The organism is Mumia xiangluensis (assembly GCF_010994095.1).
Lineage (GTDB): Bacteria > Actinomycetota > Actinomycetes > Propionibacteriales > Nocardioidaceae > Mumia > Mumia xiangluensis.
The window spans coordinates 212,192-230,482 of the sequence record NZ_WJYO01000002.1 but is presented as its reverse complement, the minus strand read 5'-3'; the positions used below and the strand labels follow the sequence as shown (position 1 = coordinate 230,482).

The window sequence follows — 18,291 nt, the reverse complement described above, 5'->3', positions numbered from 1 at the left end:
CGACATGCGGCGCCGCGAACATGTGCGCGGGCGGAGCCGACGCAGCGCGACACCTGAGTAGCTTGGGCGCTTGGTCGCCTCAGCAATGGCGCGACCTCCGACTTCCAAACCGCGTGCCGTGTACGGACTGCCCGATCCGGGTCGCGGTACTCGGTGAGCGATCACGCCGAGCCCGACGCGGGGTGGCGTCGTGACCGTCTATGGACCAAGTCCCGCAAAGAGGACGCGCCGCACGAAGGCAGAGATGGCAGCGCTCGACGAAGCGATCATCGACGCGGTCTCGAGCGAGAACCCAGTCACCGTGAGAGGGGCCTACTACCGGTTGGTCTCGATGGGGGCGATCGAGAAGACCGAGGCAGGTTACAAGACCGTGAGTAGACGGCTGGTCCTGCTCCGACAAGCGGGGCTGGTTCCGTATGAGTGGATCACCGACGGCACTCGCCTGATCCGGACGCCGCGAACCTTCTCCGGCCCCGGGGCGGCGCTCCGCCATGCTGCGGACTCGTACCGCAGGTCGATCTGGCAAGACGAGGACTCTGCGGTGATCGTCTGCATCGAGAAGGACGCCCTGACCGGAGTCATCTCGCCGGTGACCGATGGGTACGACGTCGAGCTAGCGACATTGCGTGGGTACTCCTCTGAAACCTTCGCGCATTCCCTCGCGAGGTCTGCCGCGGCACACGCAAGGCGTGGCAAGACGATCTTCCTCTATCAGCTTGGCGACCACGATCCCTCAGGTGTGGACGCATGGCGCGACATACGGAGGAAGGTCACGGCGTTCACGCCCGACAGCGCCATCGAGTTCTCTCGACTGGCCGTCAACACTGAGCAGATCGAGTCCTTCGCCCTACCGACGCGCCCGACCAAAACGACGGACTCTCGCTCCGCATCGTTCGTCGGTGAGTCCGTGGAGGTCGATGCTCTGCCGCCCACGATCCTGCGGGGCCTTGTCGAACGCGCCATCCTTCGGCATCTCGACCGCGACCGGCTCGACCGCGTTCTGAGGCAAGAGCGCGACGATCTGCGGAAGCTGCGGGAACTCGCTGACGACTGGGAAGCGGGTGAGCAATCTTGATGTACGTCAAGATCGTCTCGAAGAGCGCGGCGTTCGTCTCGGGTCCACTCGCGCGCACGCGGCTGGTCGAGTGTGGCGCGAAGTCGCCGATGTGGTTGCCGAACCGTCGCGTGTGGGCGACGAGCCCGCGGGTCGCGCGGGACTTGATCGCGCTGTGTGATGCCGAGCGGATTCCGGTCGAGTTCATCGACGTGAGCGACGACGCCGAGGCGGTGGGGTAGGCGATGCCCACCAAGCCGACACGGGAGCAGTGGCTACGGCATGTGCTGTCGAGCGCGACGCTGACCGACGCCATCAAGGTCACCGCGACCGAGCTGTTCTTGGAGATGCGTGCGAACCTGCACGTCTCGGTGCCGCGTGCCCTGCTCGCTCGACGTTTGGGAAGGTCCGAGCGGCAGGTGTCGCGCCGCATCCAGGTGCTCAAGGAGTCCGGCTTCCTGGACGTGATCGAGACGGGCTGGAAGGGCCGCACCGCCGTCTACGTCGGCATGTTCAAGTCCCGCGGCAGCGACGCCCAAAGGGTGACAGTTTCAAGCACCCTTTGCGAGGCCCCGAAACGTCACCCTTTGGAGAAGCCGGTTCCCGTCGTTGCAGGCCATAGGGTGACGCCCTGGGCGTCCCGCCATATAACCATCGGCCACCTCCGCCATGGTGTTTGCCGCAACGTCAGCACCGACGCGGACGCCTCGATGCTGGAGCATGTGCCGTCGCTCGACGGTCACGCGTGGCGGAGCCGAACGGCCGCGCGCCTGACGTTCTCCGCCCGCTCGGCGTGGCCCCTCCTGCGAGACACACACGCACGGCTCGCAGCTCACCTTCACCTTCGCCTTAGGCCGGTCGCAGCCCACCACTCGACCGCCGCGCGGAAGAGGACTACGCCATGACGACGGACAACACCGCCCCGGTCGTGTCGCTGCTCGAAGTCCGGTACCGGCGGCAGCGGACGCCCATGTACTTCCCGTCTCCGGTCGACGCGCTCGAGTACTGCTTCGACCGGCTCGAAGCGCTCGACGAGCAGATCAAAGCCGCAGGCACGACGAGCATCCCCACCAGAACCGCCAGCAACGCGTTCACCGAACTCGCTCTGATCCTCTCCGCGTGCCTCACGGCTCACGAGAACCCACACTCCAGCTCGTCCTGAACGGGCTGCCAGGAAAGGCCAACCCACGATGACTCTGCGACCTCGCCGCACGGCACCAGGAAGAGTGCTCGCCGCTCTCGACCGCAACCCCGAACCCGCCAGCCCTCTCGAGCTGCTGCTGGCACAGCCCGCAGACGACGCCGAAGAGCGCGAAGCCGCACAGCTCTTTGACGCCATGCGCGAGCACCCCGCCACTCACATCCTGTCCGTGCTCCAACCCGACGAGACCGACAGCACCAGCATCGACCCCGCCCGCCGTGATGCGCCGTTCGTGCCACGCGAAGGGACCGGCACCTACGACGCCGGACGTAACCACGACGAGCAGGAATCCCGCCGCACCGTCGCCGAACTGTTCGGCGCAGACCCCGACCACCTCTGACCGAAGGGACATCACCATGCCCAGCCCGAACACACTCCTCGCCGAACAGGTCCGCGCCGGCCTCCACGAGCACGGCGTCAAGGTCCCGGCGCTCACCCGTGCCGCCAAGCACCTGGCCGAGGTCCAAGCCTGGGGCCGCACCGGGCCCGCGGACCTGCCCGGCATCATCGACCACCAGCACCAGCCCGCCATGCTCGCCACTGCCGTGCGCGACGCACTCAGCCGCGGCGAAGACCCCACGCTCGATCCGACCGTGCGCCGCATCGTCATCGCGCAGGCCATCACTCCCAGCGTGTTCTTCGAGCGAGTGGCCAGCATCGCCGTGGACCGCTACGCAGCGACCATCACCACCAACGAGGACACCATCATCGCGAAGCTGACCCCAGCCTTCGACCAGCACGTGACTGCGCTCGCCGCAGCCGCTGAACGTCTCGGCCCAGACGTGAACCTGGACGACGACGCCGCAGTCCTCGAGCTGGACGTGCGTGACCTCGCGCTGCCCGCACGTGACGCGCGCAAGGCACTCAACCAGCTCGTCCGGCTGCTCCAGAGCATCGACCAGCTCACCACCGGCCGGCCACAGCCCGCAGCCCTCCACCTCGCGGCGCTCGACGCGGACGACTGGGACGTCCTCGGACTCACCGGCAGCCGACCCACCGACCCGCCCGACACGTACGCGATGGTCCAGCACGGCGTCCCCTGGAGCCTCGCCGGCACCACCGACACCCGTGCACGCGTCGACGCCCTCGCAGCCCAACGCCGTGACCGCGCCACCAACCTCACCCACGCACCGGAGACCCAGCGAGCATGACCACACACAGCCCACTCAGACGTGGGGAGGCAACCCCCACCCCCCACCCCAACCGCCGTACCGCGGCATACGGAACTTGCTCGCTCGGGAAAAACCCGAAAGCGGCCCGCTACTCCAGTAGGGTGCGGTCAGTCCTCTCCGTGAAGGTGGTCTCATCTTGCGAATACTTGCCCCGGAGGTACAGTCTTGACTGTACTCTTTCGCACATGCAAGTGTGGCAGGCCAGTCCTGGAGGTGGGGAGGAAGTACGAAGTCGAAGCGGCACTCGATGTTGACGGTAAGCCGCAGGCGTTGCTGTTCCTGCAGGAGCTGATGGGACGGCCGAAGTTTGCGGACAAGGTCGCGGATCTTCTCATCCGCCTCGAGCGGTTCGCCGAGCATGGCGTTCTGAAGCAACCCCAACAACTCAACCACCTCCGCGGAGAGCTGCATGAGTTGAAGGCCCACACCATTCGACTCCCGTTCTACTACCGCAAGACCGAGTCGTGCGGACATGTCCGCTTGACGCACGGCTTCCTTAAGCAAGGACTCAAGACTCCCCATCGCGAGATCGATCGGGGAATGGCGATCATGAGAGAGGATCAACGGCAATGAGCCTGTATGAGCAGTTCGAGGCGATCCCAGACAACGCGCGACGGCTCGCCGCGGCAAGACTGCGGTATCGGGCACTCGAAGTGCTTCACGAGGCACTTGAGCAGAGCGGCACCACAAAGGCTGCTCTCGCGAAGACTCTCGGGGTCGGAAAGTCCGCCGTTGGACAGACCCTGAACGGTGACGGGAACATCAGACTCAACACTCTTGCTGACTACCTCCACGCACTCGGACAGGAAGTGAGTCTTGACCTGGTGCCGGCAGGCACGGCGCGGCTCCAGGCCACGCGGCCCGCGTTCGACGTCGCCTGGAGCACTCCGATCGACGTTGTCACGACCGACTTCCACCGAGTCGACGCGGACCGCCCGTCGTTCCGAAGCGACTTCACCAAGGCAGCATGAGCGACGACACTGTTGAGGCCGCTAGGGCGATCATCGAGAAGGTCGAGCTGGACTCGGTCTACCTGATCGAGTTCAGTGCTCGGCGGTGGAGCAATGCGGATATCGACGGCTACGAGTTGAAGCTAGATACGCGCTACCGACTTGAGCCCGAGCAGATCGATTATCTATTCGACGCCCTCTGCGTAGTTAAGGACGAGGACGGTGACGACATCGCGGAGATAAAAGCGTCCGTCGTCACTGCCCATAGCGCTTCTGAGGATGCTCAGTACTTCCCGATCGACTCCATCACGGGGTTCGGGCAGGAGGTAGCTCTTTATGCCGCTTACCCGTACATCCGTGAGACCGTTCAGGCTGCCGCCTCCCGGCTCGGGCTCCCGAGTCTGACGCTCAAGATGCTGAAGCGTAACGGGCCGCCCCCGTTCACGCAGACCGAGGATGAGGAAGAAGAGCACGCCTAGGGCTCAACACTCTTCCACTCGTGGCGGACCGGTCTGGTGGTCACGTCACGGCACACAGGTGGACGGTTGTCCACAGCCTGGTGGCGAGACCCGGTCGCGGAGGGCGACGATGAGGCCATGCCCACGCGCCGTTACACGATCCCCGCTGACGTCGAGCAGCACATCCTCGACAACATCGCGCTCCGCCTGGCGGCCGCTCGCGCGACTGCGCAGGTGTACTTCACGATCGAGAACGACTACGTCCTAGAGGTCGACTACGCGCTCGGCACTGTGCAGCCCGCCGACCTCGACAACACCGTCCGCTCGGTTATCCCCGACGCCGAGGTCATCTGACCGATCGACGTGGCAGGCCGGACGTACCACTGCCCGGTCCGGCATTTCTCCACCGCAGCAGGTTCGTCCGACGCTATCGTCCCGAACATGTCGTTCCGCGTCCTGGGGGTCATGGTCTTCACCTGGCTCGGCGTGGTGACCGATCGGCGGATGTGGGTCGCGCCAGTAGCAGGTCTAGCGGCGAGTGTCGCCGCGGCGATACTGCTTGACGACCCGACGCTCGCGCGTGTGATCTGGGCCGTCATTGTGCTTGTCCTGTGCGCCCTCCCCGGCATCGCAGCCTCATGGTGGCGGAGGAAGGAAGAGGATCAGAACGGGAACGCGCTCGTTGACGCCTATCAGCAACTTCACGAGTCGTTGACGCCGCTTGCGACAGCAGGCGCAGAACTCACTCAGGGCGGCGCGGACGAGGCCGCGTTCGCCATGCTGTGTCAGCACGCCGCCTCATCATGCGCCCACTTTGTCTCAGCCGACAAAGTCCGCGCGATGGTGTTTGCCGTCGATGACGGCGGAGAGACCATGACATGCTTCGCGCGAGATGGGCGGTTGGGGAACTCCGAGGGCTTCGACCGCATCAGCAGACGCGGCAAGGCAGCCTTCAAGTCCCTAGAAGACGGCCATCGCATCTCCGTGACCAGCATCTCGGACGCCAAGGCCGCGAGACGTGGCGCGTGGTCAGGTACCGGCGAGGGCTACGAAGCGTTCATCACATCACCGATTGCTGTCGGCGCGACGGGCTACGGTCTTCTCACAGTAGACGCGCCCGACAAGCATGCGTTCACCTCGACAGACGAAGTCTATGTAGATTTGGTGGCAGCGATGCTGGGAACGGCGTTCGCGGCCCGGGAGCGATGGGCCGCAGGCCCGGAGAGGACCGGTCATGGGCAAGGTGACGTTGAAGAAGCCTCGAGTGACGGAGTACCCGAAGATCGCTGATCGCAAGGAAGCCAAGCGTCTCCGTCTAGAAGCCGAGCGACGCGTTCGAGCTGACATGAGGCGTCAGCTCAACAAGCAGGCGCGGTCCGCTGCGCTGGAGCGCACGTCGCAGTGAGCGCCTGCTCCCAACGATGCGCAAGTTAGCCATTGAGGTAGAGGGCGGCCCGAAGGTCCGGGCCGCCCCCGCCCACGGCCCAACTCAGCTTCGCAGCCAGTCCTCGACCTGATCGAGCATCAGGCCGCGCGGCCCGATGCTGTTCGTGGCGAGGTCGACCAGGGCATACGGCGCGTACTCGGCCGAGCCGTGGTCGTTCACACGAACCTTCCACAGGTGAAAGCCGCTCTGGCGTGCGAGTCGGCGGACCTTCTTCTCTTGGGTACTCATGGTGCTCTCCGTCCAGACGTTTACCGCCGAGCCGGATTGGCTCAGCGGGTACTGCCGACGGAGGCGACTGGGCCAAGCGTCCTGCGCACCAGCCGCGCTCACGGTGTTGCCACCACACCGTGCCTAACCACACCGCACCAGTGGACGCCTGTTGAGGCGACCGTAGCAGTGTGGAGGCGCAACGCGCGAGCCCCCCAAACCTGACTAGGTCCGCTGCACGTCGGTCGCCTCCACCCACACGTACGCGACCGGTAGCCGGTCGTCCGTCAGCATCACGCACACGTGCCGGCCATGCCACCGCACAGCCTGCGCCCGCAGCCAGCACACGCCGTCCCGCTCAAAGTCCAGCCACACCATCACCGGCACTGCCGGGCGGGTCGGGATGCCCCGCGCATGCCCGTTGCCGCCCTTGTCCGTGAGAGGCCAGCACTCATTGAGCACCCGCTGCCACAAGCGCCGCTCAGGCGGGTCAGGAGCGGAGTGGTTCGGAGCGACCCGGCTTTCCATCTTCCCATCCTTACTGGTGCGCCGTGCAGGGTTAGCGGGTGACGGCTACAGTCCGTCGTCAGGCGGTGATATTTCGCTGCATACCGCTACTTTGGACCGCGCAGAATCGCTGCGAAATCAGGCCTACTGCACAGCGTTGAGACGGGCATAATGCGCGACTACCTCGACTGAGCCGCACCGCTCCACACGCACGACGAGCGCCGCGTACGGAATTCCGTACGCGGCGCTCGTACGTCCGTCGTCGTTCAGCGCAGGGTGATCCTGCGGAGGTCGACGAACTTGAAGTTCGTGCTCGCGCGCACCTCGCCGTCGGCGTCGAGGACGTCAGGCCCGTTCTCGCCGTCGTGCGTGACGAGGAGCCCGCGCGGGTAGTCGCGGCCGAGCGGCGTCGTGACCACGGCTGCACCGTCGCTGTGCTGGACGCCGTCGCTGGCAGCTGAGTCCTCGACCTCGAAGGTGTCGAGGTACCGCCAGCCGCGCCCGATGCGGAACGTCGAGAAGGTGCTGTCGCCCTGGCTGGACGCGATCAGGGTCCGGTCGCCGTTGCGTGCGTACGCGATGGTCAGGCCCTCGGCGTCGGCCGTCAGGTGCTTGCCGCTGGCCGGCGAGGTGCCGGTGACCGTGCACTCCTCCGTCTCAGGGTCGTACGTCGCCGAAGCCCCGAACTCGCGAACCCGCTCGACGAGCACCGGCTTGCCGAGTCCCGTGCGGCCCAGAGGGACGCGCCAGACGCCGACGTCCTCCTGAGCGGCGTACAGGACGTCGCTCACGGTGTCGACGACCATGCCCTCGACCTGCGGGTCCTCGCCGGGCTCGCCGCACGGCACCCAGGAGCCTCCGCCGCTGAGCGGGAAGGCCGTCGGGAGCGCGACGGTGTCGACCGGCGTGTACGTCAGCCTTCCCTCCGAGGTCACCGCCAGTCGGAAGATGCCGACGGTGGTCCGGTGGCGCTGACTGACGACCACGTAGGGGAGACCGCCTGTCGGGTCAGGTCGTACGGCGAGGCCGTAACCGGTGGCCTGCTCCTCGACGGCTGCCTCGTCGGGCGAGAACAGGCGCGGCGCATCAGCCGCGGTGAGGTCGTGAAGAACCTTGCCGTAGCGCGCACCCGACCCGTCGATCGCGTAGAAGCGAAGGCGGTCGCGGCCGCGATCGGTGACGATGGCGAGGTCCCGCTTCTGCCCGGTGATGCGGACTCCGGTGGCGATGTCGACATTGTTGAAACGGCTGGACTCGAGATCCTCGCCCGGCGCAGCGGGGGCGTCGACGTGCTGGACGAGTCGCCCGCGAAGGTCGTACGCGTCGAGGCCGCCGTTCTTGAGGCTGCCGAGGACGAGGCTGTCGGAGCGGTTGCCCGGTGCGACCCAGATGGCGGGGTCGTCCGCGTCCGCGTTGTTCCCGGCCTCGTCGTCGAACACCGCGCGCGTCTCGACGGTCGCTGTCACGAGCGGAGCCTTCGGCGTACGGTCGGGCGACGCCACCGCCGGCAGCGTGCCTGCCAGGCAGAGTGCGCCGAGGACGGCGGCGGACGAGAGCGACGCCGTGAGAGTACGGCGGGAGTGCAGGCGGGCGAGCGGTCGGGCCACGGGAGCTCCTGAGTTCGGGGACATCGGCGGAACCACAGTGGTGGCGCCGGGCGACATCCCCGTGTCGGCGAGGTGGACGCGGGACGGCATCGACGTGACGTGTCGACGAGACTGACGTCGGATCACTCGGCGCGACAGTGACCTCCGCGGGGCTCGGCCGGCGGTACCCGACGCGGTTGACCGCCGTACGGAGGTTGCTCCACGCCGATACGCTGACGGCATGTCCTCGACGAGCACGCCCGTGCGTCGGTCGTACCTGGGTCCCGCCATACCGGTGCTGATCCTGCTCGGCGCCATGTGGCTGCTCGAGATCGTCGATGCGCTGCCCGGGGTCTTCCTCGACCAGCACGGCATCCGCCCTCGAGACGCCGACGGCTTGTACGGGATCGCCGCCGCGCCCTTCCTGCACGGCGGGTTCGACCACCTGATCGCCAACACGACGGCGTTCCTCGTGCTCGGGATCCTGCTGTCGTACACCGCGCCGTCGCGGTTCTGGCCCGCCACGCTCGGCATCGTCCTGATCGGTGGGCTCGGCACGTGGCTGATCGGAGCTCCGTACACGGTCCACATCGGTGCCAGCGGACTGGTCTACGGCTATGCGGCGTTCCTCGTGCTCTGGGGCATCGTGACGCGGCGCGTCATGTCGGTCCTGGTCGCCGTCGCCGTCGCCGTCATGTACGGCGGGATCGTCGGAGGTGTCCTCCCGGGCCAGGCCGGCGTCTCGTGGGAGGGGCACCTGATGGGGGCGCTCGCCGGTGTCGTGATGGCGTGGTGGCTGGGGCGGCGCGACAACCGCGAGCGGCGACGGAACCGTGCGCCGTCGTACTGAGCGTCAGCCCGCCTGCCGCTCCTGGTCGACCTGCCGCTCCTGGTCGATGAGCGTGAGGATGCGTGCCACGGTCTTGGTGGCATCGTCGATGACGTGCTCGCTGCCACGCGCCCACGCGTACATGAGCCCGGCGTCGATGACCTGGACGAGCAGGTCGAGGTCGTCCGCGCCGGGGGACCGGTGGCCGCTCCGAGTCAGGACGGTGGCGAGCGCCTCGAGCAGGCGGGGTCGTGACGCGGCCATCGTGGGGCGGAGGCGCTCGTTGCGCTGGGCCGCGAGCATCGGCTCGAGCCGGAGTGTGACGACGTCGTCGGCGACGTGCGGGGCGTACGTCACCTCGATGAGGAGTCGCGCGACCTCGTCGGCCGTCCGCGGCTGCGTGTCGAGCGATTCGGCGCGAGCCTGCGCGGCAGCCGTGCGCTGCTCCTCGGCGGCTTCAACTGCCGCTGCGTAGAGCTCGTCACGGTTCTCGAAGTAGTACGACGCCGAACCGGGAGAGAGGCCGGCGGCGACGGCGACCCCGCGATACGTCACGGCCTCCGGGCCCTGGTCGATGAGCAGGCGCCCGGCGGCCGCGCGCAGTGCGTCGAGCTTGTCGGCGCTGCGTGCCTGGCGGGGCGAGCGGGTGGCCATTGGAGCTCCCTCTGCGGTGCCTGTTGTCGGGGGCGGACGGGACACGCGGAATAGTAGGGGAGGCGGCGAAGTTGATACGAGTGTATCAATTCCTCCCCCGTGAAAGGGATGACGAAGATGGTCCTCGCAGAGGGTCTCAAGATCGACTGGGCGACGATGCCCACGTACAACACGATCATGGCCGTCGCCGTCGGCGCAGGCTTGATCGGACTGGTCTGGCTGGCTCGGGACTTCCTGAAGGATCCCTCCAGCATCAGTCCGTCGGGATGGGCACTCAACTTCGGTGTGCTGGGCACGATCCTGACGCTCACCGGTGCGCACATGACGCTGACCTGGCCGCTCGCGGCCGGCGGCTTCCCGTTCGACAACATCATCTTCGGTGAGACGAGCCTCGGCTTCGGTCTGCTCCTGCTGTTCGCGGCGTTCGGGCTCTGGCGCCGCGGCGACGCGATCCTGGCGGCGGAGAACCCGCGCGAGGCAGTGAAGGCGCTCGTCAAGCCGATCGGCGTGTTCGTCTTCGGTCTCGGACTCGGGCTGATCGCGATCGCGGTGGCCGGGATCAAGTACCAGCTGTTCGCTGCTCCGGCCGAAGAGCCGATCTCGGGCGCGTTCGCCGACTACCCGATGGTCGAGGCGACCTTCATGTCGGGTCTGATCGCTCTCGTGGGTGTCGGTGCCGTGCTTTTCCCGTTCGTGATCGACCGGTTGAGCCGGGGCGTCCGTGCCGGACGCGACTGGGTCGCCTCGATCACCGGCTGGGTGTGGGGCATCACGGGCGTGGCGTTCCTGCTGTTCGGCGCAATGAACTTCTTCACCCACATCGGGCTCATCGTCAACACGATGTGATCCGCGCCGTCACGATGTGATTCTCGCCGTCTAGCGAGTCCGCGAAGCGTCTGCCCGATGCCTGGGCAGACGCTTCGTGCCGCTCAGCGCCGGTCGGGCCGGTGCGTGCGGATGAAGTCGTGGAGGTGGATCTCGGCCGTGCTCAGCTCGGCCGGCGGCCGTCGACGCGCGATCAGGGTCGGGCCGCGCCCGTCGCGATGGCGGCGTACGGCGGTGTAGTCATGGCCGGTGGGCGTCGTCCACGTGACGCTGGAGGGGAGGCTCGTCGCGTCCGTGCCGACCATGGAGGCGCGAACCTTCCAACCGTGGCCTTCCTTCACGAGGTTGTCGTGGCGGCAGGCGCCCTGTGCGTTGACCCGTGTCGTCAGACCGCCGCGACTGTGCTGCTCGACGTGGTCGATCTCGCTGGTGTCACAGTCGCAGTACGGACGCAGGCACTGGCTGTCGGTTGCGCGGATGAGACGTGCGAGGCGAGCGGGGAACCGCCGTCGCCGCGCGTCGGAGTCACGCGGGTCGCCGTGGTCGTCGGTGAACAGGCGGCGAAGCCAGCTGGCCTCCCGCCCGGCGAGACGCCGGCACAACGCCGCCGGCACTGGCCCGTACCCGTCGAGGACGCCCGGGGTGTCCTCGACACCGAACAGCGTCTCAGGTCGCATCAGCAACCCGATCTCGGCCGGCAGGTGGGTCGAGGCCCCGTCGGACGTGTCGACGGCGACGCCGGTGAGCGCTTCGATCGCCACATCGGCGGCAATCTGGCGGGTTGTCCGTCCCGTGCTCGACGCCAGGGCGAACGCCTCCTTCTGGAGGCGGCGCCACGCTGCGATCACCTGCTCCGCCGGTGCGCGGACCGTCAGCTCGGCCATCGCGTCCGAGAGACGGCGTAGCCGGATGTGACGCGTCGCCCGGGCAGCCTCGGCGCGCGCGGCGGCGCCGTCCGCGTCGAGCGCCAGCGCGTGGCGCCTGGCGGCTGCAGAGGCCTCGCGCGCGGACATGCCGGGAAGGCTGGTTGCCACGAGCTCGTCGACCCGTCGCCTCAACCGGCGGTCGAGGGTCGCCGTCTCGGCGCACACGGCAGCAGCGACCGTCGAGCTGATCGCGCCGTCGCGGAGGAGCACGTGGGTGAACGGGTGCTCGCGCAGCGCGATCGCGACGTCCAAGGTGTGCTGGCCCGCGCCATTGCCGACGCCCCGCGCTAGGCCGACCTCGGCGCGCAGCGAGCGGGCACGACCCTGGTTGCCGCGCGAGCTGTGATCGCTGTCGGTGGCCGAGCGACGCTCCTCGAGCGCGGACACGGCGTCGTGCTGCAGGCCCTGCGCGATCCGGACGACGGTCTCGAACGTACTGATCGCCTCGACCTCGGCGGCACCCGCGGCGAGGTGCGACTCATGGGCCTCGGCGACGGCCACCCGTGCACGCGAGACGACCTCAGCCACCCGCGCCGACAATGCGTCGAGCAGCGCGTCGGCAACGGTGCCGTCCGCGCGTCCGTCAGGCGGCGTCGGGTCGGCGACGCTCGCACTGGTATCGATCATGTGTTCGATGGTAGCGACGACGGCTGACAGCCCGCGAACGCGTGACTCGCTGGCCTGCTGGGCTCAGACGAGCACGACGCCGACCACCCACAGAGTCGCCGACACCATCCCGCCCGCGAGCTCGATGAGGATCGAGAGGCCGGCGGCCTTCATCGCGTGCTTGGTCGACTCCCACGCCGCGGCGTGGGTGCGGTGGCGGCCGATCTCGAACACGTACACACCCAGCACGAACCCCACGAACAGGCCCACGAACGGGATCACGAAGAAGCCGACGATCCCGCACAGCCCACCGACGAGCATCGCGCGGCCGGGTACGCCGGCGCGGTTGAGGCGCTTGCCCGGGATCGCGTACTGGACGACCAGCGCCACGGCGTACACGAGCGTCGCCAGCCCGAGCACCACCCAGCCCGTCGGCTCGCCGACCGCGATCGCCCAGACGAGGATCGCGATCCAGATGAGGAGCGATCCCGGCAGGATCGGCACGATGATGCCGGCCAGCCCGACGAGGATCGCAAGGCCGACGAGGACGGTGCCGAGGGTTCCCATGGGGGAAGGGTGCCAGATGGTGTTGCGGTGCTTTCGAAACGCCGTTGCGGTGCGGTATAAAACATCACTGGTGTCACGCCCCTCGCGTGTCCATGAACGCAGGAGGACGCGTGGAAGCAGGACGACGGCAGCGGAGCGCTGCCGCGCTGGCTGCGGTGCTCGGCGGGATTCTGGTGGCCGGGATGCTGGCCGTGGGGTCGGCGAGCGGCGAAGTCGCGTCGCCGGTGCCGCAGGTCGACACCGGGACCGGGTGGGCCGTGACCAACTTGGCGGCGGGCAGCCCGCAAGGCAGCGCGACTCCGCAGATGTACGACCGCGTGCAGGTGGACGCGGAAGGCGCCGTCGTTGCCGTGCACTGGCGTCCGTGCAGCGGCGTGGAGGCATGCTCCCCGAGGAGCTACCTCAGGCTCTCGACCGACGCCGGACAGAGCTTCGGGGCTGCTCAGTCGGTCGACGACGCGGCCACGGCTCCGGTCGTGGCCGTCGCGGCCGGCCACGTGATCACCGCGGCCCCCGGGGACTCCGGTCCGTCGAAACCGGTCGTACGCATCAAGCGCTGGGGCTCCGCGCCAAGCACGGCGCCCGCTGTGCAGGAGATCGCGACCACCGAGCGGCCCACCGACATCCGGGTCGCCGCATCCGGCGAGCGAGGCCTTCTGCTCTACAGGGACGGCGACGACGTCACGCTCACGTCGACGGAGGACGCTGGCGCGACGTGGTCTGAGCCGGTCGTCCTCGGTCAGAGCTCCAGCGGGCAGGACGTCGACATCGTCGGCTCGCGAGCAGTGGTCGCGTACGGCGCTGGTGGCGGCGCCTGGTCGACGCGCGTGTCGGATGATGCTGGGGTGAGCTGGGCGGAGGCCCGCACGCTCGCCGCCGGCAGCGAGCCGGCTGCCGCGGTGCGCGTCGCGGTCACCCGCGGCGGCCGCGTCGCCCTCGCTGCATCGCACGCCGAGGCCGGGTCGCGACGAGGAGACGTCCGCACGTCCGTCGACGGAGTCACGTGGACGGCGCCGACCTCGCTCGCCTATCTCTCCGCACCGCAGGTCGTCGAGCTCGCGGTCCAGGGGGACGCGATCGTGGCCAGCGGAGACGGCCAGTCGGTTCGCCGGAGCACCGACGGCGAGACGTGGGCGGTGATCCGTGAGCACCGGCGTGTGGTCGATGCGCATTCGTCCCACCCGTTCTCGAGCCCGTGGCGGACCGACGTCGCCGTCAGCTCCGACGGACCTCTGACGATGCACGGCTCGACACTCCTGCGGTCCTTCCGTGACACCCGACCCCCGGCTGTCCGCTTCACGTCCGTCCCGCCGGCGGCCACCCGGGTCGCGAACCAGCGAGTGAGCTTCGTCGGCGGCGACCCCGACGCGTCGCGAGCATGGCTGCTTTACGAGTGCAGCTTCGGGAACAATCCCTGGTACGAGGAGTGCGCCAGCCCGCACAGCATCTCGCGGTGGTCGCCCGAGGTTGCCGGCCCGCGTCAGGTCCTTCGCGTCCGCGTGACCGATGCCGCCGGTCGCCGGTCACCCGTCGTCACGGCGCGGTGGACGCTCGACGAGAGACCCTCGTTGCTCGTGTGGTCGACGAGCGACGGGCCACCGATCACGCGTTCGCCGAGGGCCAGCATCCGCTGGGCGGCCGAGGACGCCGAGTCGGGCGCCGCAGCGTACGACGTCCGCTACTCCCTGACGTCGCAGACGGCGAAGCGGATGTCTCGACAATGGCGGACCACTCGAGCGCTCACGAGGACGAGGGCGACGTCCGCGAAGGTCGCGGTCCCGCACGGCAAGGTCGCCTGCGTCGACGTGCGGGCGTACGACCGAGCGGGCAACGTGTCCGCGTGGCATCGCGTCACCTGCGTCGCGCGGCCGTACGACGATCGCGCGTTGAAGCGCAGCGGATCAGCAAAGAAGGTGCGTGGCCAGCGCTACTACGGGGGCGTCGCGACCCGGTTGACGAAGGACGGGCGGCTCGTGCTGCGGGGCGTGGAGCGCGGATCGGCCGTCTACGTCCTCTACGAGCACGCGCCCAGGAAGGGCACGGGGACTCTACTGCTGCCCGGGCCCGACCAATCCTTCGGCGGGAGGGGCGACAAGCCGCTGCACAACCGCGTGTTCGCGAGCGAGACGGTCGGTCGGCCGGCGGGGTCCGTCGCGGTGAGGGCCGACGAAGGCTCGATCCTGATCGACGGGCTTGCTGTTCTGCCGCGATGGGCGAGGTGAGCGGCAGCTGAGTACGAGGACGGTGTCGGCAACCTGCGGCGAGGACGCATCCTGACGTCGTGACTCGCCCCACCCTGCTCCTGACAGCCCTGGCCGTCCTGCTCGCCGTCGCCGGCTGCGGGCACTCCTGGGACTGGAAGCAGGCCGATCTCGACCGCAATCGCCTCAACCTCGGGCTGTTCCGAGGCGCCGACACGGGGGAGAAGCTCGGCACCTGGGTCCGCCAGGGCGAGGTCGTCGCGACTGCTGGGGCGACCGGCAGCGACGAGATCGCGGTGGTGGTGCGGTACGAGCGCCAGGTCGACGAGCCGTTCGGCACCCCCACGGTGGAGACCGCCTGCTACCGGTTCACGCCGGACGAGGACGGGAGCAACGTCGACTTCGGGCGTACGGACTGCCCGTGAGCGTGAACGACGAGGGCCCCGCACCATCGGTGCGGGGCCCTCGTACGGGTTCGTGAAGAAGTCGATGTCCTGCCGGAGGTCAGTGCTCCTCGGCCGGCGCCGTCGGCCGGGTGGCCGTGAGGCGGTCGCTCTCGTCGTGGATGGTGGCGGCGACCTCACGAAGCTTCTCGTCGTGCGCACGGGCGTGGTGGGCGCAGAACAGGAGCTCGAAGCCGCTCGCGAGCTCGGCTCGTACGTAGGCCTGGGCTCCACAACGGTCGCAACGATCAGCGGCGCTGAGGGCAGCGGTGGGGGCGACAACAGTTGTCACGTCTGACCTCTTCTCTTGTTCCTGACGGTTCGGTCGGCGGCGGCTCATCGCCTCCACCTGGTGCAACATCCAACCACGAGTCGGTGTTCCCGCGCCGGTGAGTCCGGCGAGTCGCTGCCGACACCTCGAACGTACCCGGAGTCGGCAACCGAACCACGGCAGCGCCAGCGGTGTGGCGCACGACACGCCGCGGCGCTCCGGAGCGGCGTACGGCGGGTCCGTCGGACCGCCTCGGTAGATTGGCACCGTCGCGCGGGATCGTCCCGGGGCACGTGGACAAGGAGCCTGTCATCGACACCGAGTACAACGCCCGCAACCTGCTGGTCCTCGAAGGGCTGGAGGCCGTCCGCAAGCGACCCGGCATGTACATCGGCTCCACCGACACCCGCGGCCTCATGCACTGCCTGTGGGAGATCATCGACAACTCCGTCGACGAGGCGCTCGGCGGGTTCTGCGACCGCATCGAGGTCGTCCTGCACCCAGACGGATCGGTCGAGGTCCAGGACAACGGGCGCGGCATCCCGGTCGACACCGAGGTCAAGACGGGCCTGAGCGGCGTCGAGGTCGTCTTCACCAAGCTGCACGCCGGCGGCAAGTTCGGCGGCGGCTCGTACGTCGCGACCGGCGGTCTGCACGGCGTCGGCGCCTCGGTCGTCAACGCGTTGTCCGAGCGCCTGGACGTCGAGGTCGCCAAGGACGGCGCGCGCTGGGAGATGTCGTTCCGGCGCGGTGCCCCCGGCGCGTTCGCCGGTGAGGGACCCGACGCGAAATTCACTCCGGAGAGCGGCCTGCGCAAGCTCGGCCGCATCAAGAAGACGACCACCGGCACGCGGGTCCGATACTGGGCGGACCACCAGATCTTCATCAAGGGCGCCCAGTTCTCGTACGACGACCTCGTGGCACGCGCCCGCCAGACGTCGTTCCTCGTGCCCGGCCTCGAGATCGTCCTGAGCGACGAGCGCGGCGACGTCCCCCAGAAGGAGTCGTTCAAGCACGAGGGCGGCATCACGGAGTTCTGCGAGTTCCTCGCACCCGACCCTGCCGTCTCCGACGTGCTGCGGCTGACGGGCACCGGGCAATTCACCGAGACGGTCCCGCTGCTGGACGACCTGGGTCACATGACGCCGCAGGACGTCGAGCGCGACCTGGGGGTCGACGTCGCGCTGCGGTGGGGCACCGGCTACGAGACGGTCACCCGGTCGTACGTCAACATCATCGCGACGCCGAAGGGCGGCACGCACGTCTCGGGCTTCGACCGTGCGCTCACGAAGACGTTCAACGACGTGCTGCGCGCGAACCGCCAGCTCAAGGCGGGCGACAAGGACGTCATCAAGGACGACATCCTCGAGGGCCTGACCGCCGTCGTCACGGTCCGGCTGGCCGAGCCCCAGTTCGAGGGCCAGACCAAGGAGGTGCTGGGGACGCCGCCGGTGACGCGCATCGTCGCGAAGGTCGTGTCCGACCAGCTCAAGGAGTTCCTCACCTCCACCAAGACCGCTCACAAGGCGAAGGCCCGCGCGGTCATGGAGAAGGTCGTCGCCGCGGCGCGCACCCGCGAGATGGCCCGCCAGCAGCGCGAGACGCAGCGGCGCAAGAACGCGCTCGAGTCGAGCACGCTGCCGGCCAAGCTCGCCGACTGCCGCAGCAACGACAACGACCGCAGCGAGCTGTTCATCGTGGAGGGAGACTCCGCTCTCGGTACGGCGAAGGCCGCGCGCTCCGCCGAGTACCAAGCGCTGCTCCCGATCCGCGGCAAGATCCTCAACGTCCAGAAGTCGTCCGTCGCCGACATGCTCAAGAACACCGAGTGCTCGTCGATCATCCAGGTCGTCGGTGCAGGCTCGGGACGGACGTTCGACGTCGACCAGGCCCGCTACGGACGCATCATCTTCATGGCCGACGCCGACGCCGACGGCGCCCACATCCGCTGTCTGCTGGCGACGCTGTTCTTCCGCTACATGCGGCCGCTCGTCGAGGCCGGTCGTGTCTTCTCCGCGGTGCCGCCGCTGCACCGCATCGAGCTCACGAACCCGAAGAAGGGGATGGACAAGTACGTCTACACGTACTCCGATCCCGAGCTCCAGCGGAAGCTCGCCGAGCTGACCAAGAAGGGTCTCCGCTGGAAGGACCCCATCCAGCGCTACAAGGGTCTCGGCGAGATGGACGCGCACCAGCTCAAGGAGACGACGATGGATCCGCAGCACCGTACGCTGCGGCGTCTCACGGTCGACGACGCCGAGGAGGCGAGCGAGGTCTTCGAGCTGCTGATGGGCAACGAGGTCGCACCCCGCAAGGAGTTCATCGTGCAGGGCGCGTACGAGCTGGACGCCGACCGCATCGACGCCTGACGTCGGCGGCGGCGCTCG

Annotated in this window: 23 protein-coding genes; 16 read left to right on the top strand and 7 right to left on the bottom strand. The window is 68.4% G+C overall.

The window, feature by feature from the left end; all coding sequences use genetic code 11:
- The first annotated feature begins 244 nt into the window (after window positions 1-244).
- The 11 genes from GH747_RS07255 (at window position 245) to GH747_RS07205 (ending at window position 6,125) form a co-directional block, all read left to right on the top strand.
- Complete coding sequence (locus tag GH747_RS07255) at window positions 245-1,075, top strand: hypothetical protein (RefSeq protein WP_149768922.1); 831 nt, start codon at window positions 245-247, stop codon at window positions 1,073-1,075.
- The gene (locus tag GH747_RS07250; RefSeq protein ID WP_149768921.1) at window positions 1,075-1,296 is read left to right on the top strand and encodes a hypothetical protein; all 222 of its coding nucleotides are present in this window, start codon (window positions 1,075-1,077) and stop codon (window positions 1,294-1,296) included. The genes GH747_RS07255 and GH747_RS07250 overlap by 1 nt, the downstream gene beginning before the upstream one ends.
- Window positions 1,297-1,299: 3 nt before the next feature.
- Window positions 1,300-1,959, top strand: a complete 660-nt coding sequence (locus GH747_RS07245) for a hypothetical protein (protein WP_149768920.1) — start codon at window positions 1,300-1,302, stop codon at window positions 1,957-1,959.
- Window positions 1,956-2,216 carry a hypothetical protein gene (locus GH747_RS07240; RefSeq protein WP_149768919.1) on the top strand — a complete coding sequence of 87 codons (261 nt, stop codon included), beginning with the start codon at window positions 1,956-1,958 and terminating at the stop codon, window positions 2,214-2,216. The genes GH747_RS07245 and GH747_RS07240 overlap by 4 nt, the downstream gene beginning before the upstream one ends.
- Window positions 2,217-2,280: 64 nt before the next feature.
- A complete protein-coding gene (locus GH747_RS07235; RefSeq protein ID WP_149768918.1) occupies window positions 2,281-2,595 on the top strand; it encodes a hypothetical protein in 315 nt (104 codons plus the stop codon).
- Window positions 2,596-2,611: 16 nt separating this feature from the next.
- Window positions 2,612-3,406 (top strand): hypothetical protein, encoded by a 795-nt coding sequence (locus tag GH747_RS07230; RefSeq protein ID WP_149768917.1) that lies wholly within the window; start codon window positions 2,612-2,614, stop codon window positions 3,404-3,406.
- A 234-nt stretch (window positions 3,407-3,640) separates the two neighbouring features.
- Window positions 3,641-4,000: a type II toxin-antitoxin system RelE/ParE family toxin gene (locus GH747_RS07225; RefSeq protein WP_149768916.1), complete on the top strand. Its 360-nt coding sequence runs from the start codon at window positions 3,641-3,643 to the stop codon at window positions 3,998-4,000.
- Window positions 3,997-4,398, top strand: coding sequence for a helix-turn-helix domain-containing protein (locus GH747_RS07220; RefSeq protein WP_149768915.1), 402 nt, complete (start codon window positions 3,997-3,999; stop codon window positions 4,396-4,398). Before GH747_RS07225 ends, GH747_RS07220 begins: the two co-directional genes overlap by 4 nt.
- Window positions 4,395-4,856 carry a hypothetical protein gene (locus GH747_RS07215; protein ID WP_149768914.1) on the top strand — a complete coding sequence of 154 codons (462 nt, stop codon included), beginning with the start codon at window positions 4,395-4,397 and terminating at the stop codon, window positions 4,854-4,856. Before GH747_RS07220 ends, GH747_RS07215 begins: the two co-directional genes overlap by 4 nt.
- A 117-nt stretch (window positions 4,857-4,973) precedes the next feature.
- Entirely contained in the window at window positions 4,974-5,189 is a 216-nt protein-coding gene (locus tag GH747_RS07210) for a hypothetical protein (RefSeq protein ID WP_149768913.1), read from the top strand.
- Window positions 5,190-5,276: 87 nt separating this feature from the next.
- Entirely contained in the window at window positions 5,277-6,125 is an 849-nt protein-coding gene (locus tag GH747_RS07205) for a hypothetical protein (protein ID WP_149768912.1), read from the top strand.
- A 199-nt stretch (window positions 6,126-6,324) separates the two neighbouring features.
- On the opposite strand, the gene GH747_RS07200 is transcribed toward GH747_RS07205, so the two are convergent.
- The 3 genes from GH747_RS07200 to GH747_RS07190 all read right to left on the bottom strand — a co-directional run bounded on the left by GH747_RS07200 (window position 6,325) and on the right by GH747_RS07190 (window position 8,603).
- On the bottom strand, window positions 6,325-6,510 hold the full coding sequence (locus GH747_RS07200; protein ID WP_149768911.1) for a hypothetical protein: 186 nt from the start codon (window positions 6,508-6,510) through the stop codon (window positions 6,325-6,327).
- A gap of 204 nt (window positions 6,511-6,714) precedes the next feature.
- Window positions 6,715-7,017 carry a hypothetical protein gene (locus GH747_RS07195; RefSeq protein WP_149768910.1) on the bottom strand — a complete coding sequence of 101 codons (303 nt, stop codon included), beginning with the start codon at window positions 7,015-7,017 and terminating at the stop codon, window positions 6,715-6,717.
- Between the two features lie 245 nt (window positions 7,018-7,262).
- Window positions 7,263-8,603 (bottom strand): phytase, encoded by a 1,341-nt coding sequence (locus GH747_RS07190; RefSeq protein WP_205602839.1) that lies wholly within the window; start codon window positions 8,601-8,603, stop codon window positions 7,263-7,265.
- 220 nt (window positions 8,604-8,823) lie between these two features.
- On the opposite strand from GH747_RS07190, the gene GH747_RS07185 reads away from it, so the two are divergent.
- Complete coding sequence (locus GH747_RS07185) at window positions 8,824-9,432, top strand: rhomboid family intramembrane serine protease (RefSeq protein WP_149768908.1); 609 nt, start codon at window positions 8,824-8,826, stop codon at window positions 9,430-9,432.
- A gap of 3 nt (window positions 9,433-9,435) precedes the next feature.
- On the opposite strand, the gene GH747_RS07180 is transcribed toward GH747_RS07185, so the two are convergent.
- A complete protein-coding gene (locus GH747_RS07180; protein WP_149768907.1) occupies window positions 9,436-10,065 on the bottom strand; it encodes a TetR/AcrR family transcriptional regulator in 630 nt (209 codons plus the stop codon).
- Window positions 10,066-10,173: 108 nt separating this feature from the next.
- Between GH747_RS07180 and GH747_RS07175 the strand changes: the two genes are divergently transcribed.
- Window positions 10,174-10,911 (top strand): DUF981 family protein, encoded by a 738-nt coding sequence (locus GH747_RS07175; protein WP_205602838.1) that lies wholly within the window; start codon window positions 10,174-10,176, stop codon window positions 10,909-10,911.
- A gap of 83 nt (window positions 10,912-10,994) precedes the next feature.
- Here GH747_RS07175 and GH747_RS07170 read toward each other — a convergent pair whose 3' ends face one another.
- Entirely contained in the window at window positions 10,995-12,443 is a 1,449-nt protein-coding gene (locus GH747_RS07170) for an HNH endonuclease signature motif containing protein (protein ID WP_149768906.1), read from the bottom strand.
- 63 nt (window positions 12,444-12,506) lie between these two features.
- Window positions 12,507-12,989, bottom strand: coding sequence for a DUF456 domain-containing protein (locus tag GH747_RS07165; protein WP_149768905.1), 483 nt, complete (start codon window positions 12,987-12,989; stop codon window positions 12,507-12,509).
- A 110-nt stretch (window positions 12,990-13,099) separates the two neighbouring features.
- Between GH747_RS07165 and GH747_RS07160 the strand changes: the two genes are divergently transcribed.
- Both GH747_RS07160 and GH747_RS07155 read left to right on the top strand, forming a co-directional pair.
- Window positions 13,100-15,211, top strand: coding sequence for a sialidase family protein (locus GH747_RS07160; RefSeq protein WP_149768904.1), 2,112 nt, complete (start codon window positions 13,100-13,102; stop codon window positions 15,209-15,211).
- 59 nt (window positions 15,212-15,270) lie between these two features.
- On the top strand, window positions 15,271-15,615 hold the full coding sequence (locus GH747_RS07155; protein WP_149768903.1) for a hypothetical protein: 345 nt from the start codon (window positions 15,271-15,273) through the stop codon (window positions 15,613-15,615).
- Between the two features lie 79 nt (window positions 15,616-15,694).
- On the opposite strand, the gene GH747_RS07150 is transcribed toward GH747_RS07155, so the two are convergent.
- Window positions 15,695-15,973: a DUF7455 domain-containing protein gene (locus GH747_RS07150; protein ID WP_377036040.1), complete on the bottom strand. Its 279-nt coding sequence runs from the start codon at window positions 15,971-15,973 to the stop codon at window positions 15,695-15,697.
- Between the two features lie 224 nt (window positions 15,974-16,197).
- Here GH747_RS07150 and GH747_RS07145 point away from each other — a divergent pair, with 224 nt between their 5' ends.
- Complete coding sequence (locus GH747_RS07145) at window positions 16,198-18,273, top strand: DNA gyrase/topoisomerase IV subunit B (protein WP_228552818.1); 2,076 nt, start codon at window positions 16,198-16,200, stop codon at window positions 18,271-18,273.
- Window positions 18,274-18,291 lie beyond the last annotated feature (18 nt).